This window comes from Janthinobacterium lividum, assembly GCF_011601275.1.
Classification (GTDB): Bacteria; Pseudomonadota; Gammaproteobacteria; order Burkholderiales; family Burkholderiaceae_D; genus Janthinobacterium; species Janthinobacterium lividum_E.
Genome location: NZ_JAAOLY010000002.1, coordinates 502,362 through 517,563, shown reverse-complemented (window position 1 = coordinate 517,563; position 15,202 = coordinate 502,362). Strand labels below are relative to the sequence as shown.

10 protein-coding genes are annotated in these 15,202 nt (G+C 63.4%); 9 read left to right on the top strand and 1 reads right to left on the bottom strand.

The genetic code is table 11. The features are described 5' to 3' along the window. The first annotated feature begins 13 nt into the window (after positions 1-13). The 4 genes from GYK42_RS05090 (at position 14) to GYK42_RS05075 (ending at position 7,468) form a co-directional block, all read left to right on the top strand. Entirely contained in the window at positions 14-4,741 is a 4,728-nt protein-coding gene (locus tag GYK42_RS05090; RefSeq protein WP_166446571.1) for an NAD-glutamate dehydrogenase domain-containing protein, read from the top strand. Continuing rightward, positions 4,741-5,736 (top strand): succinylglutamate desuccinylase, encoded by a 996-nt coding sequence (locus GYK42_RS05085; RefSeq protein ID WP_166446570.1) that lies wholly within the window; start codon positions 4,741-4,743, stop codon positions 5,734-5,736. The genes GYK42_RS05090 and GYK42_RS05085 overlap by 1 nt, the downstream gene beginning before the upstream one ends. A gap of 147 nt (positions 5,737-5,883) precedes the next feature. Then, positions 5,884-6,852 (top strand): DUF2167 domain-containing protein, encoded by a 969-nt coding sequence (locus GYK42_RS05080; protein ID WP_166446569.1) that lies wholly within the window; start codon positions 5,884-5,886, stop codon positions 6,850-6,852. A gap of 106 nt (positions 6,853-6,958) precedes the next feature. Beyond that, a complete protein-coding gene (locus tag GYK42_RS05075; protein WP_166446568.1) occupies positions 6,959-7,468 on the top strand; it encodes a DUF1993 domain-containing protein in 510 nt (169 codons plus the stop codon). Positions 7,469-7,567: 99 nt separating this feature from the next. On the opposite strand, the gene GYK42_RS05070 is transcribed toward GYK42_RS05075, so the two are convergent. Further along, a complete protein-coding gene (locus GYK42_RS05070) occupies positions 7,568-8,137 on the bottom strand; it encodes a glycine zipper 2TM domain-containing protein (protein WP_166446567.1) in 570 nt (189 codons plus the stop codon). A 160-nt stretch (positions 8,138-8,297) separates the two neighbouring features. Between GYK42_RS05070 and GYK42_RS05065 the strand changes: the two genes are divergently transcribed. The 5 genes from GYK42_RS05065 (at position 8,298) to GYK42_RS05045 (ending at position 15,169) form a co-directional block, all read left to right on the top strand. Beyond that, positions 8,298-9,410, top strand: a complete 1,113-nt coding sequence (locus tag GYK42_RS05065; RefSeq protein WP_166446566.1) for an NADH:flavin oxidoreductase/NADH oxidase — start codon at positions 8,298-8,300, stop codon at positions 9,408-9,410. A 154-nt stretch (positions 9,411-9,564) separates the two neighbouring features. Beyond that, positions 9,565-11,148 carry an ABC-F family ATP-binding cassette domain-containing protein gene (locus GYK42_RS05060; protein ID WP_166446565.1) on the top strand — a complete coding sequence of 528 codons (1,584 nt, stop codon included), beginning with the start codon at positions 9,565-9,567 and terminating at the stop codon, positions 11,146-11,148. A gap of 254 nt (positions 11,149-11,402) precedes the next feature. Then, positions 11,403-11,861 (top strand): RidA family protein, encoded by a 459-nt coding sequence (locus GYK42_RS05055; RefSeq protein ID WP_058048365.1) that lies wholly within the window; start codon positions 11,403-11,405, stop codon positions 11,859-11,861. Positions 11,862-11,977: 116 nt separating this feature from the next. After that, the gene (locus GYK42_RS05050) at positions 11,978-13,408 is read left to right on the top strand and encodes an amino acid permease (protein WP_166446564.1); all 1,431 of its coding nucleotides are present in this window, start codon (positions 11,978-11,980) and stop codon (positions 13,406-13,408) included. Between the two features lie 288 nt (positions 13,409-13,696). Then, complete coding sequence (locus GYK42_RS05045; RefSeq protein WP_072457304.1) at positions 13,697-15,169, top strand: amino acid permease; 1,473 nt, start codon at positions 13,697-13,699, stop codon at positions 15,167-15,169. Positions 15,170-15,202 lie beyond the last annotated feature (33 nt).

Here is a 15,202-nt window from a genome sequence, read left to right as displayed (position 1 = left end):
ATGGAGATGCAAGATGAATCACACGCCACAAGATTTGCGTACACAAACGCTGGAGCTGATTAACGCGGCTGACAAGGCAGGCAAGGCGGCAGCGCCTGTCGTGCAGCTGGTGCAGGCCTGGCTCGACTCGCTCGACGCCGAAGACCTGGCCGATATCGCGCCCGACAGCCTGGCACCCGTGCTGGTCGAGGGCTTCACGCAAGCGGCCAAGCGCACCGGCAACGGCTGCCAGATCGCCACCCTGCGTTATGCGGATGGCCGTGGCGGCATGGCGAGCGCCTTGCTGATCCTGAACGAAGACATGCCTTACCTGGTCGACTCCATCGTCATGGCCATGCGCCGCCAGCACCTGGCCGTGCGCGGCGTGATGAATACCGTGCTGCCCGTGCGCCGCGCCGCTGACGGCAGCGTCGAAGCGGTGCGCCAGCCGGGCGACCCGCTCGAATCGTATGTGCTGGTGCTGCTCGACGAAGAGCTGGCGCCGGAAGCCCTGGCCGCGCTGGTCGCCGCCCTGGAGACGGTCGCGCGCGACGCCGCCATCGTGCGCCGCGATGCCGCCGCCATGAGCGAGCGCCTGGCCGCCGTCGCCACGGCTGCATCGCAGCATGGCGAAGAAGGCGCGGAAGTGGCCGCCTTCCTGGAGTGGGCCCGCAGCGGCGGCTTTGAAGTATTCGGTTACGCCTACTACCGCGTCAAGCCGGGCGTGCGCGAACTGGAACGCGACATTCCTAGCCGTGTCGGCGTGCTGCAGGATACGGCGCACCCAGTCTACGGCACCTGCTTGGCGAATATTCCGGGCGACTTCGACACCCTGGCCAAGCGCGACTCGGCGCTGTCCATCGTCAAGGCCGACGTGGCGGGTACTTTGCACCGCGACCAGCAGCTGGACTTCATCGGCGTGCGCGACATGGATGCGCAAGGCGCGATCCTGGGCGAGCATTGCTTCGTCGGCCTGTTCACCCGTGCCGGCAATTCCACTCCGCTGGCGGCGCTGCCGTTTGCGCGCGGCCGCGTGGCCAAGGTACTGAGCCTGGCCGGCGTGCGCCAGCAAGGCTTCCGTGCCGAGAAATTCCGCGAAATCCTCGAATCGCTGCCACGCACGGAAGCGCTGGAAGCGGACCTCGACTGGCTGGCGCAAGTGTGCGGTTCCGTCGTTTCGCTGTACAAGCAGCCGCGCACCAAAGTCTTCGCGCGCCGCGACGTGTACGCGCGCCACCTGAACGTGCTGGTCTACCTGCCGCGCGAGCGTTACAGCGCCAGCGTCGCATCGAGCCTGGCAAAAGCCCTGCAAGCCAGTTCCGGCGCCACGCACGTGAGCATGCAAACCCTGGTGGCCGACGGCCCCCTGGCGCGCGTCTACCTGATCGCCCACGCCGCGCGCTACCCGCTGGACCTGGAAACGGACATCGAACAGCCGCTGCTGAGCGTGCTCGATGGCTGGCATAACGGCTTTGCCGCCGTGGCCGACGCCGTGCCCGACGTGGCCCTGCGCACCAGCCTGCGCAAACTGTGCGCCACGTTACCGCTCGATTACGTGGCCGCCACGGCGCCGGCCGTCGCCTTCCGCGACCTCGACACCATCCTGCGCAATACGGATCCATCGCACGTCGCCGTGCGCATCGAGACGGGCGACGTCACCACGATTCGCCTGTATTCGGCCAACAAGGTGCCGCCGCTGTCGACCATCCTGCCGGCACTGCACAATGCGGGCGTGGCCATCGACCGCGAACAGGCGTATTCCGTTTCGCTGGCCGACGGCACGCGCTATTTCGTCACCAGCCTGACGGTCGATGCCGCCAGCGCGGCGAAACTGGCGCAGCCGTCCGTCGTCGCCGTCGCGCAGGAGTTGTTTGCTTCCCTGTTCAACGACACGGCTGAAGATGGCCGCCTGAATGGCCTCGTTATCGAAGGCGGCCTGTCGACGCGCGAAGTGCAACTGGTGCGCGCCTACACCAGCTACTGGCGCCAGACGGGCAGCCGCTTCTCGGTGCGCTATATCGCCGAAAGCCTGCGCAAGCAGCCGGCCCAGGTCAAAGCCCTGGTCGAGGCCTTCCTGCAGCGCTTCGATCCTTCGCTGTCCGACGCGCAGCATGCGCAAGCCCTGGAAAGCATCGCCGCCATCAAGGCCGGCCTGCCCTCCGTGAACCACGCCGATACCGAGGAAATCCTCGGCGCGCTGGCCGACCTGATGGCCGCCACCCTGCGCACCAGCTACTTCCAGAACAATCAACAAGGCGACAAGATCATCTTCAAGTTCGACACCAGCAGCCTGGCGCTGGTGCCGGAACCGCGTCCTTACCGCGAGATTTTCGTCTTCTCGCGCCGCTTCGAAGGCGTGCACCTGCGCGGCGGCCCTGTCGCCCGTGGCGGCTTGCGCTGGTCCGACCGCATGGAAGACTACCGCACGGAAGTCCTGGGTCTGGTGAAAGCGCAGATGGTCAAGAACGCCGTCATCGTGCCGGCCGGCGCGAAGGGCGGTTTTGTCTGCAAGATGATGCCGAAGGACGCCGTGCGTGAAACCATCGCGGCCGAAGGCGAAGCCGTCTACCGCCTGTTCATTTCCAGCCTGCTGGAAGTGACGGACAACCGTTCGCTGGGCAATATCGTTCCGCCAGTCGATACCGTCTGCTTCGACGACGCCGACCCGTATCTGGTGGTGGCCGCCGACAAGGGTACGGCCACGTTCTCGGACATCGCCAACGGCATCGCCGTGCAGCGCGGTTTCTGGCTCGGCGACGCGTTCGCTTCGGGCGGCTCGAACGGCTACGACCACAAGAAACTGGGCATCACCGCCAAGGGCGCGTTCGAAGCCGTGAAGCGCCACTTCTATGAAATGGACCACGACCTCAATACCACCCCGATCACCATGGTCGGCGTGGGCGACATGTCGGGTGACGTGTTCGGCAATGGCGTATTGCTGTCGCGCCAGTTGAAACTGGTGGCCGCGTTCGACCACCGCCACATCTTCCTCGACCCGACGCCGGACGTCGCCGTCTCGTTCGAGGAACGCGCGCGCCTGTTCGCCTTGCCGCGCTCCTCGTGGGACGACTACAACAAGGACTTGATCTCGGCCGGCGGCGGCGTGTATCCGCGCTCCGCCCGCACGATCGAACTGTCGCCGCAAATCCGCGCCGCGCTCGATATCGCGGAAACTTCGCTGCCGCCGGAAGAACTGATGCACCGCATCCTGAAGTCGCCCGTGGACCTGTTCTACAACGGCGGCATCGGTACCTACATCAAGGCGTCGACGGAAACGCACGCACAGGTGAAGGACCGCGCCAACGACCATATCCGCGTCAGCGGCAATGAGCTGCGCGTGAAGGTCGTGGCCGAAGGGGGCAATCTGGGCGCGACGCAGGCGGGCCGTATCGAATTCGCGCTGGCCGGTGGCCGCATCTTCACCGATGCGATCGACAACTCGGCTGGCGTGGATTGCTCGGACCATGAAGTGAACGTGAAAATCTGGCTGGATGTGGAAGTCAACGCGGGCAAGCTGACGGAAGAAGAACGCAACCGCGAGCTGTATGCGATGACGGACGACGTCGAGCGCCTGGTCTTGCGCGACAACACGCAGCAGACGCATTTGCTGGTGCGCGAATTGCAGGCGCAAAGCGAAAGCGCCGTGCAGGATGGCTATGCCGCCCTGATCGCCAGCCTGGAAGAGGAGGGCGCCCTGTCGCGCGAGCTGGAGCAGCTGCCGTCGGTGGCTGAACTGGCGCGCCGCAAGAGCGACGGTCGTGGCTTGACGACGCCGGAACTGGCAGTGGTGATCGCCAACGTGAAGAACCGCTTCAAGCGCATCCTGTCCGCCTTGCCGTTGACGGGCGAAACGTGGGCCGAGCCGGTGCTCAAGCCGTACTTCCCGTCCTTGCTGGTGGAAACCCGTTCGGCGCTCGATCATCCGCTGGCCAACGCCATCCTGGCGACCGTGCTCGCCAATGAAGTGATCAACCGCTGCGGCCCGCTGATGATCCGCAACCTGGCGGCGGAACACGGCGTGGACGAGTCGGCCGTGATCCTGGCCTGGGGCCAGGCATGGGTGGCGCTGAACCTGGCGCCCGTGTTCGACGCGCTCGATGCGGATGCCTTGACGATTCCACGCGACGTGTCGATCAAGGTCGATGCGCAAACGCGCGTGCTGCAGCAAACGATGATCGCCGGCGTGCTGTCCGTGCCGGCCGAGCAATTGCGCGGCGCCGGCCTGGCCGAACTGACGCGCCTGTTTGGCGCGGAATCGAAGCGCGAGCTGCTCAAAGCCGTCGGCATCAAGTCGGAAGCGGCGCTGGTGCCGGGCTTGACGCCGGCCTTCGTGCAGGCGTGGGATGCGGTCGATGCGCTGGAAGTCGTCGCCGGCTTCCTGTTCCCGGCCCTGTCCGTGCCGCGTCCTGCTTCGATGGACCTGGCCGCCTTCCTGCAAGTGGGCCTGTCCCTGCGCAGCCAGGCGGGCATCGATACCTTGGAACGTGGCCTGAAGCTGGCCGCGCAAGGCAAGTCGCAGGAGCAGTTGCGCAACTACGCGCAGCAAGCCCTGCGCCGCACGCAACAGCGTCTGCTGACGCAGGTGCTGGCGCGCGCCGAGCAAGGCAATGCGGGCCAGGCTGTCGATGCCGTGACGGGCGCGCTGGGTTTGTCGGCCTATGTGGCGGCGACGGAACTGGAGCAAGCCATGCTGGACGTGTGGACCTTGTCGGAAGCCGTGAATAAAATCACGGCGAAAACCCCAGCGGAAGCGGCGGTGTAATGACGCAAGAAGTAACCCAGGTAGTAACACCGGTAGTGCAGGCGCTGGCGCAGGCCGATTTCAGCGGCGTGGCCCAGCTGTTTTCGGACGCCGGCTTCACGGTGGCCTTGCCGGCGCCCGGCATGCTGCAAGTCGTCAAGCCTGGTGAGGGCCGCGCCAGCGTGGCCGTCTCGGTGGGCGTGCATGGCGACGAAACGGGACCGATCGAAGTGCTGGCGCATCTGCTTGACGCGCTGTCGCGCGATGCGTCCGCACTGGCCGTCGATCTGCTTGTCTGCGTGGGCAATGTCGATGCGATCCGGGCCGGCAAGCGTTTTATTGACGCTGACCTCAATCGCATGTTCCGCCCCGTAAGGGGCAGCCTGGCGCAAGCGGCGGAAAGCGCGCGCGCCGATGAAATGATCGCCGCGACAACAGCGTTCTTTGAAGCGGCCGGTCCCGTGCGCTGGCACCTGGATTTGCACACGGCCATCCGGCCGTCCGTGTACCCCACGTTTGCCATCGTGCCGGACCTGGTGGCCGACGACGCCAAGGCACAGCTGATCGATTGGCTGGGCCAGGCCGCCATCGGCGCCATCATCATGAACCCGCAGTCGGCCGGCACGTACAGCTATTATTCGGCCGAGCATTTCGGCGCGGCCGCCAGCACGGTGGAGCTGGGCCGCGTGGGCACACTGGGGCAGAACGATCTGTCCCTGTTTGACGACGTGTCGCGGGCGCTGGACGGCTTGCTGCGCGGTCTGCCTGCGCAGCCTGTCAAGGCAGCGCCGCACGTGTTCAAGGTGGCGCAGGAAATCATCAAGCACAGCGATGAATTCCGCATGGCTTTTGATCGCAGCACGCAGAATTTCACGTCCCTGCCGCAGCACGCCGTGATCGCCAGCGATGGCGACCACGTCTACACGGTGCAGCACGCGGAAGAACTGGTGGTGTTTCCCAACCCGGACGTGCGCGTGGGTTTGCGCGCAGGACTGATGGTGGTGCGCGTCTCCTGATGATCCAGTAATCGTATCGCCTCAGGCGCCAGCCGGGATATCCCGTCTGGCGCTTTTTTTATATGGAAAATGCCACACAGAAATAATTATCCATTAAGCAATCAATTGATTTAAAATATTTACCCTTTGCAATTTTTTGGACCGATCATGTTGAAATGCCTGCTGACAGCCTTGCTGTGCCTGACCCTCTCCGGCCTGACGGCTGCCGCCCCTGCCGAAGAGAAGGCAGCCGCAACGGAAATGACGGCCGAGCAATTTCTCGCCCAGTTGCACCTGCAGCGGGGCAAGATCACTTTGCCGGGCGGCATCGCCACCCTGGATTTGCCCGCCAACTTCCGCTATTTGTCGCCGACGGACGCCGAGCGCGTGCTGGTCGATGCCTGGGGCAATCCGCCGGGCATGGAATCGCTGGGCATGATCGTGCCCGCCAAGACCAGCGTGCTCGAGCGCGACAGCTGGGGCGTGGTGGTGACGTATGAAAAGGAAGGGCATATCAAGGATGACGATGCGGACAGCATCAAGTACGACGAATTGCTCAAGGATATGCAGGCGTCCGTGCTGGAAAACAATGCGGAGCGCAAGAAGCAGGGTTATCCCGGCATTCATCTGATGGGCTGGGCGGAAAAACCCAGCTATGCCAAGGATACGCACAAGCTGTACTGGGCCAAGGATTTGATGGTCGATGGCGGCGAGCACTCGCTGAACTACAACGTGCGCGTGCTGGGCCGCGAAGGCGTGCTGAACCTGAATGCGATCGCCAGCATGCAGCAGATCGAGTCGATCAAGAAAGAGATGCAGCAAGTGACGGCGTTCACGGAATTTACCGACGGTAACCGCTACACGGATTTCGACAGCAAGACGGACAAGGTGGCCGAATACGGCCTGGCGGCGCTGGTGGCCGGTGGCGTGGCCAGCAAGCTGGGCCTGTTTGGCAAACTGCTGGCGCTGCTGCTGGCCTTTAAGAAAGTGCTGCTCCTGGCCGTGGTGGGCGGCGGCGCGGCCATCGTCAAGTTTTTCACCGGCAAGCGCAAGGACCAGCCGGCGCCGGTACAGCCGCAGGAGTCCGTTGAGCAGCCAGCGCATTTACCGGACGGCAAGGTCAACCTGGACAAGTAAGAGCAAGAGCAACTGGGCCGCTCGGTGCGCTGACGCACACGGGCGCGCTGCCGGAAAACAGCGGCTCGGGTACACTGGCTCATCGTTCAATTTCAAGGAGTCAGCCATGTCCGTGTCCATGTATCAGGCAACCATTCCCGTCTTCATCCGCGGCTTGCGCGTCGTCTCGGCCCTGCTGCAAAAGGGCCAGGCGCATGTGGAGCAAGATGGCATCGTGCCCGAGATTTTGCTCGGTGCGCAGCTGGCGCCCGACATGCTGGACTTGACGGCGCAGGTGCAGCGCGCCAGCGATACGTCGAAGATGTCGGTCGAACGCCTGAGCGGCGTGCCGGCGCCGAAGTTCGAGGATAATGAAGCGTCGTTCGAGCAGCTGCAGGAACGCATCGCCAACACCATCGCCTACATCGACAGCGTGAATGCGGGCCAGATGGCCGGCAGCGCGCAGAAGGAAGTCGTGCTGAACTGGACGGACGAGGGGACAAAGTTCTCGGGCGATGACTACCTGCTCAGCTTTGCCTTGCCGAACTTCTATTTCCACGTTTCCATGGTCCACGCCATCCTGAGAAACAATGGCGTGGCCGTAGGCAAGCTCGATTATCTTGGTCCTTATGATTAAAAATCGTCGCGAGCGGCGATGATTTGTGGCCGAGAAGCGCAACTGTGCTGAAGCACAGTGAGCATCGCAGGCCGCAAAGCGCGACGCGCAGCAGGTTTTTTAACGTTGCGGTTGCTGCTCGACCTGGTTCTGCACTGCATTGCCCAGCATGCCGCCGCCGATCACGCCGGCCACCGTCGCCAGCGCCTTGCCGCGGCCGCCACCTACCTGATTGCCGATCAAGCCGCCGATGACGGCGCCCGTGCCGATGCCCACGTAGTTGGGTTGTGCCGGCGCCGGCGCAGGTATTGGCTGCTGCTGGCGTACGGGTTCGCGGTAGGCCGTCTCGCGGTAGCCATCATTGTTGTCATTGTAGGCAGGGCGTGCTTGCGCCACTTGCGTGTGGTGCACGACGCGCTTGTGCACGACGGGTGCGGGGGCTGGTGCAGGAGCGGCTTGCGCGACAACAGGCGCGGCAAGCGGGGCAGCCGCGGGCGCTGCGAGGGCGGCGGCGGCCGGCGTCATGGCGGCCACGTCGGCAGGCACGGCAGCCGTGGCAGGCACGGTCGCCCGCGAATTGGGCAGGATGCCGGCGATGGATGCCGCGCCGACCAGGCACAGGACCGTCACGGAAATGGCGGCGCCGGCCATCAAAGGGTGGATGCGGCTGGCGGTAGTCGTCGTGTTCATGTGTTCTCCTGGGGTGGTACTGCGGGTGTTATTGATGTGTCCAGATTAGCGGCCCCGCCCGCGCAAGGCTAGCCCTTGCGCTGTATCAAACGTAAGCAGGTGTAAGCCGCGCTTTTCAAAGCACAGTAGAATCGGTGCTTGCCCTTTTTCGGAGTCCGCCATGAGCCAGCTATTCACGCCGTATGTACTGGGGCCGCTGCACGTGGCCAACCGCATCGCCATCGCGCCCATGTGCCAGTACTCGGCCGAGAACGGCAACGCCACCGACTGGCACATGATCCACCTGGGCCATCTGGCCCTGTCCGGCGCGGGCTTGCTGATGACGGAAGCGACCGCCGTCTCGCCCGAGGGACGCATCTCGGCCGAGGACCTGGGCTTGTGGTCGGATGCGAATCAGACTGCGCTGGCCAAGGTGGTGCAGGCGATCCGCCGGCACTCGCCGATTCCGCTGGTGGTGCAGCTGGGCCATGCGGGACGCAAGGCGTCGAGCCGCGCGCCCTGGCAGGGTGGTTCCTGCGTGCACCTGGCCGAGGGCGGCTGGCAAACGGTGGCCCCGTCCGCCATCGCCCATGCACCGGGCGAAACCGTGCCGATCGCGCTCGACGAGATGGGCTTGCTGCAAGTGAAGGGCGCCTTTGTCGCGGCCGCCCAGCGCGTGCATGCGCTCGGCATCGAAGGCATCGAATTGCATGCGGCGCACGGTTATCTGCTGCACCAGTTTTTGTCGCCCCTGGCCAACCAGCGCACCGATGCGTATGGCGGCAGCCTGGAAAACCGCATGCGTTTTCCGCTGGAAGTCTATGAGGCCGTGCGCGCCGCCGTGCCTGCCTCGGTAGCCGTGGGCGTGCGCATTTCCGCCACCGACTGGGTCGAAGGCGGCTGGGAAATCGAGCAAAGCGTGCGCTTCGCGCAAGAGCTCAAGCAACTGGGCGCCGACTTCATCCACGTCTCCAGCGGCGGTATTTCGCCGCAGCAGCAGATTCCCGTGGGTCCCGGCTACCAGGTGGCGTTCGCCGAACGCATCAAGCGCGACAGCGGCTTGCCCACCATCAGCGTGGGATTGATCACGGAAGCGCAGCAGGCGGAAGACATCATCGCCAACGGCCAGTCCGACATGGTGGCGCTGGCACGCGCCATCCTGTTCGACCCGCGCTGGCCCTGGCATGCGGCGGCCCAGCTGGGCGCGCAAGTGCAGGCGCCGCCGCAGTACTGGCGCTCGCAGCCGCGCGAATACAAGAACCTGTTCGGCGACACGACCCTGGGCCAGCGCTAACGTGTCTCGTCTGCTACACTGACGCTTCTTCATCCATTTCTCCAGGACGCTTCGACATGCGCCATTGATACTGCCGTGCTGTGCACGGCCTCGCCCATCCCGCCAGCGCGCCATTGCGCCGCGCGGATTCGCCAGCCTTGCTCAAGGAGTATCCATGCCCGCATTACTGCAACTCGACCGTCTTTCCTTTGTGCTGCCTGATGGCCGCGCCCTGTTTTCCGATCTGCAATTTTCTTTTGCCCCGCAACGTATCGGCCTTGTCGGCGATAACGGCGTGGGCAAGAGCGTGCTGGCGCGCCTGCTGGCGGGCCAGGCGCCGCCGTCTTCCGGCGCCGTGCGCTGCGACGGCAGCGTGCATTACGTGGCGCAGGAACTCGATCCTGAGCGCTATCCTACCGTGGCGGCGCTCGCCGGCATGGAGGATGTGCTGGCGGCGCTGGCGCGCATCGCCGAAGGCAGCGTTGACGAAGCCGATTACGCTCTCGTGGGAGATCGCTGGGATGCCCACGCCCGTTTGCGCCAGGCGCTCGATGCGCTCGACTTGCGCCATGTGGATGCCGCTACGCCAACGGCCAGCCTGAGCGGCGGCGAACGCCAACGCGTCGCCCTGCAGGGCGCCTGGCTGTCGCAGGCGGACTGGTTGGTGCTCGATGAACCGAGCAACCATCTCGACGTGCAGCAGCGCGCCCGCCTGGTGGCGCAGATGGCGCGCTGGCCGGGCGGCTTGCTGCTGGTCAGCCATGATCGCGGCTTGCTCGAGCATGTCGATACAATTGCCGAGCTGTCGAGCCAGGGTTTGCGCAGCTATGGCGGCAATTACGCGATGTATGCGCAGCAGCGCGCGCTGGAACAGGCCGGTTTTGCGGCCGCGCTGCAGGCGGAAAAGGCGGGCGCCAGACGCGAACAGCGCGAGGCGCAGCAGCAGGCCGAACGGCAGCAGAAACGGGTGGTGCGTGGTGAAAAAGACGGCCGCGAAGGCAATCAGAGCAAGCTGCTGCTGGGCGCGAGAAAGGACAACAGCCAGGATAGCCAGGGCAAGCTGCGTCTGCGCGCGCAAGAGGCGCAGCAGGCGCGCCAGCAAAGAGTGATGGACGCCAGCGCCCGCTGCGCGCCCGAGATGGAGCGGTTGCTGCTGGCGCCCGACAGTGCCGTGCCGAATGGCAAGCTGATCCTGGAATTGCGCGATCTGGTCTTGCCCTATGGCCAGGCCCAGCCTGTGAGCCTGGTCATCAGTGGGCCGCGCCGCCTGGCAGTGACGGGCAATAACGGCAGCGGCAAGTCGACCCTGCTGCGCCTGATCGCCGGGCAGCTGGCGCCCGCCGGCGGCGAGGTACTGTGCCACGCACGAGTGGCGTGGCTGGACCAGCATGCGGGACTGCAAGACGGCGAGCGCAGCGCCGTGCAGCGCTTGCAGGCACGCAACAGCATCGTGCCGGAAGGCGAGCTGCGCACGCGGCTGGCGCTGCTGGGCATTGCCGGCGCGCGCGCCATCATGCCCAGCCAGCTGCTCAGCGGCGGCGAGCGCCTGAAGGTGGCGCTGGCGGTCGAACTGTATGCGCAGGCGCCGCCGCAACTGTTGCTGCTCGACGAACCGGACAATCATCTGGACCTGGCCAGCCTGCAGGCGCTGGAGCAGATGCTGCTGCAATATCAGGGCGCGTTACTTGTGGTTTCGCACGACCGGGCATTTCTGGAGGCGATAAACCTTGACCCGGAGGGCTTGACATTGCACAAGTGACAATTTAATGAAAAAAGTCACGCTCGATGCCTGCAGAGCATGCTTCATGAACCGATGCTGAATTTTGTTTGATTGTCGGTATAATCCACTGAATAACCGGGCCTATTTGTGAACTAAAACTGCTGGTTCACCAATATGATGACGTTTAATCTGGCACTGTTGTCGGTCACTACCGCGCTGCCAGGGCGTCATCCTGCGTGCCCTGCCGTGCATGAATTTTGGTTTCGCTTATATTGTTTTCTTGGAGAAATAGCATGTCGTTTTACGAAAAAATCAAAGCCCTCAACATCGAACTGCCAGTCGTTGCCGCACCAGCTGCCGCCTACGTGATGCATGCCCGCACGGGCAACACCGTCTTCCTGTCCGGCCACCTGGCCAAGAAGGACGGCAAGGTCTGGGTTGGCCAACTGGGCAAGGACGTCACCACGGAAGAAGGCAAGATCGCCGCGCGCGGCATCGCCATCGAACTGATCGCGACCCTGCAAGACGCGTGCGGCGGCGACTTGAACAAGGTCAAGCGCATCGTCAAGGTCATGAGCCTGGTCAATTCCACCTCCGAATTCACGGAACAGCACCTGGTCACCAATGGCGCCTCGGAACTGTTCGTCGAAGTCTTCGGCGACAGCGGCAAGCATGCGCGCTCCGCCTTCGGCGTGGCGCAAATCCCGCTGGGCGCTTGCGTCGAGATCGAGCTGATCGCCGAACTGGCCTAATCATCTGAGCATGCCGGCGCTTGCCGCCGGCGCGCCTTTTCCTCCTTTCCAGCAAGAGCGGAACCGCCATTGGGGTGGAGGGATCGGTGTATTCAAGAAAAAAACGGAGACACGTAATGAAAACGAGTGAACAAGGCTTGCACCGCGGCCTGGGCGAGCGGCAAATCCGCCTGATGGCGCTGGGCGCCGCGATTGGCGTGGGCCTGTTTTTGGGTTCCGGCAACGCGATCAAGATGGCCGGTCCCGGCATCATGCTGTCGTACATCATCGGTGGCGCGGTCATCTTCATGATCATGCGCGCATTGGGCGAAATGGCCGTGCACAATCCGGTCGCCGGCTCCTTCAGCCGCTACGCCCAGGATTACCTGGGCCCCCTGCAAGGCTATCTGACGGGCTGGAACTACTGGTTCCTGTGGCTGGTCACGTGCGTGGCGGAAATTACCGCCGTCGCCATCTACATGGGCATCTGGTTCCCCGACGTGCCGCGCTGGATCTGGGCCCTGGCGGCCCTCGGTTCCATGGGCGCCATCAACTTGCTGGCCGTGAAAGCCTACGGCGAGTTCGAGTTCTGGTTCGCCCTGATCAAGGTCGTCACCATCATCCTGATGATCGTCGGCGGCACGGGCATGATCATCTTCGGTCTGGGCAACGACGGCGTGGCCATCGGCATCTCGAACCTGTGGACGCATGGCGGCTTCTTCCCGAATGGCGCGCAGGGCGTGCTGATGTCGCTGCAGATGGTGATGTTTGCCTACCTGGGCGTGGAAATGATCGGCCTGACGGCTGGCGAAGCGGCGAACCCGAAGAAATCGATTCCCGACGCGATCAATTCCGTGTTCTGGCGCATTTTGATTTTCTATGTCGGCGCCTTGTTCGTCATCCTGTCGATCTACCCATGGAATGAAATCGGCACCACCGGCAGCCCCTTCGTCATGACGTTCGAACGCCTGGGAATCAAGACGGCTGCCGGCATCATCAACTTCGTCGTGCTGACGGCAGCCTTGTCGTCGTGCAATGGCGGCATCTTCAGCACGGGCCGCATGCTGTATAACCTGGCGCTGCAAGGCCAGGCGCCGAAGGCGTTTGCGGAAACGACGGCCAGCGGCGTGCCGCGCCGCGCCATCCTCGTGTCTGTCTTCGCGCTGCTGCTGGGCGTGCTGCTGAACTACCTGGTGCCGGAAAAAGTGTTTATCTGGGTCACCTCGATTTCCACCTTCGGCGCCGTCTGGACCTGGGGCGTGATCCTCGTCACGCAAATCCAGTTCCGCAAGACCTTGACGCCGCTGGAAATCAAGAACCTGGTCTTCCGCATGCCGTTCGCGCCCTACGGTTCCTGGATTTCGCTGGCTTTCCTGGCGCTGGTGATCGGCCTGATGGCGTATTTCCCCGATACGCGCATCGCCCTGATGGTGGGGCCGGCCTGGCTGATCCTGCTGACTGTGCTGTACTACGCGCTGGGCCTGGCGCCGAAAGAGCGCCGCGACGACGTGCCGCAAGGCTACGAAGCAGGCTGGCCGCCGGCCGATGTGCCACACGGCAAGAAGTAATTCAGCTGAACTGAGCTGAACCAGAAGCGCGCCCCTGCCCCTGCAGCGGCGCGCTTTTTCTTTCATCTAGGCAATCTCACGCTCCGCTAGCGCCTATGCGCATTACGTGGCGCACGCCTGGCGTTGTTTCCTTGCATCAAAGTTCTGTTTAGCTGAGCCGATGAAAGCCCTATAATCGCTTAGTTTTTAAAATGGACGCGATCTTTCCGGTTTTCTGCCAGGTAGGGCCGGAGCGCTATTTGTTTTTACCCGTCATACGAAAGACGTATGCCTCATAAAGGAATGCTAGTGAGCCAAACCCTGGTCCAGAAAATTTGCCGCACCAAGCCGATCGATACCACGGTCGAATATGGTGAAGGCCTCAGCAGCAGTGGTTTGAGCCGGTCCATCGGCCTGTTTTCCCTCACCATGATCGGCGTCGGCGCCACCATCGGCACGGGCATTTTCTTTACCATGGTCGAAGCCGTGCCCAAGGCAGGTCCATCGGTCGTCCTGTCTTTCCTGATCGCCGCCATCACGGCCGGCCTGACGGCCCTGTGTTATGCGGAATTGTCGTTCCGCATCCCCGCCTCCGGCTCCTCGTATTCGTTTGCCTACGCCACCGTGGGCGAGTTTCTTGCCTTCATCATGGCCGCCTGCTTGCTGCTCGAATACGGCTTGGCGGGCAGTGCCGTGGCCATCGGCTGGTCGTCCTACCTGAACAATTTCTTGGAAAATGCGTTTGGCTGGCACATTCCCGAGATGCTGCGCACGCCGATGATTGTTTCCGGCCCGCACGGCATGGAATTTCATGCCGGCCACATCAACTTGCCACCGATCTTTTTGATCTGCATGTGCGGCTTCCTGCTATTGCGTGGCGCCAAGGAATCGGCCCTGATGAATGCCATCATGGTCGTCATCAAGCTGTCCATCCTCGTATTCTTCATTGCCATTGCCTTCTCCGGCTTCAATGCGGACAACTTCGTGCCCTTCTTCAATACCGACAATAGCAAGGGCTTTGCCGGCATGACGGGCGTGACGGCCGCGGCCGGCACCGTCTTCTTCTCCTTCATCGGCCTCGATACAGTGGCCACTGCGGGTGACGAAGTGAAAGACCCCAAGCGCAATGTTCCGCGCGGCATCCTGTATGGCTTGCTGATCGTCACCGTGTTCTATTTGCTGGTGGCCGTGGCCGCCCTCGGTGCGCAACAGGCGAAATTGTTCGAAGGCCAGGAAGCGGGCCTGGCGGTGATCCTGCAAAACGTGACGGGCAAGACCTGGCCCGCGCTGGTGTTGTCGGCCGGCGCCGTCATTTCCGTCTTCAGCGTGACCCTCGTGACGATCTACGGCCAGACGCGCATCCTGTTTGCCGTCAGCCGCGACGGCCTGATCCCGAAATCGTTCCAGAAGATCCACCCGCGCACCTTGGTGCCGGTCAGCAATACCATCATCGTCTGCCTCGTGGTGGCCGTGGTGGCCGGCTCCATCGATGCGACTTACCTGTGGGACATGGTCAGCATCGGCACCCTGACGGCCTTCATGGTGGTGTCGATCGCCGTGCCCGTGCTGCGCCACAAACAGGGCGCGAACCGCATCGAAGGCTTCAGCGTGCCGTTCGGCCCGTATGTGATTCCTGGCCTGAGCGTACTCGCCTGTCTGTACATCATGCGCGATTTGCCGCATACGACGTTTGTCGTGTTTAGTATCTGGATGACGGTGACGGTGGCCATTTACTTCCTGTACAGCATGCGGCATTCGCACCTGGGCAAGAAGGCCCGCTAGTGCAGTCTGTTCCATCCAAAACCGCCGCGCTTG

Excerpts from the sequence above, each read along its gene's own strand:
- GYK42_RS05055 (WP_058048365.1), top strand. The coding sequence starts at position 11,403 with ATGTCGTTTTACGAAAAAATCAAAGCCCTCAACATCGAACTGCCAGTC.
- GYK42_RS05060 (WP_166446565.1), top strand. The coding sequence starts at position 9,565 with ATGCCCGCATTACTGCAACTCGACCGTCTTTCCTTTGTGCTGCCTGAT.
- GYK42_RS05075 (WP_166446568.1), top strand. The coding sequence starts at position 6,959 with ATGTCCGTGTCCATGTATCAGGCAACCATTCCCGTCTTCATCCGCGGC.
- GYK42_RS05070 (WP_166446567.1), bottom strand. The coding sequence starts at position 8,137 with ATGAACACGACGACTACCGCCAGCCGCATCCACCCTTTGATGGCCGGC.
- GYK42_RS05065 (WP_166446566.1), top strand. The coding sequence starts at position 8,298 with ATGAGCCAGCTATTCACGCCGTATGTACTGGGGCCGCTGCACGTGGCC.
- GYK42_RS05085 (WP_166446570.1), top strand. The coding sequence starts at position 4,741 with ATGACGCAAGAAGTAACCCAGGTAGTAACACCGGTAGTGCAGGCGCTG.
- GYK42_RS05090 (WP_166446571.1), top strand. The coding sequence starts at position 14 with ATGAATCACACGCCACAAGATTTGCGTACACAAACGCTGGAGCTGATT.
- GYK42_RS05080 (WP_166446569.1), top strand. The coding sequence starts at position 5,884 with ATGTTGAAATGCCTGCTGACAGCCTTGCTGTGCCTGACCCTCTCCGGC.
- GYK42_RS05050 (WP_166446564.1), top strand. The coding sequence starts at position 11,978 with ATGAAAACGAGTGAACAAGGCTTGCACCGCGGCCTGGGCGAGCGGCAA.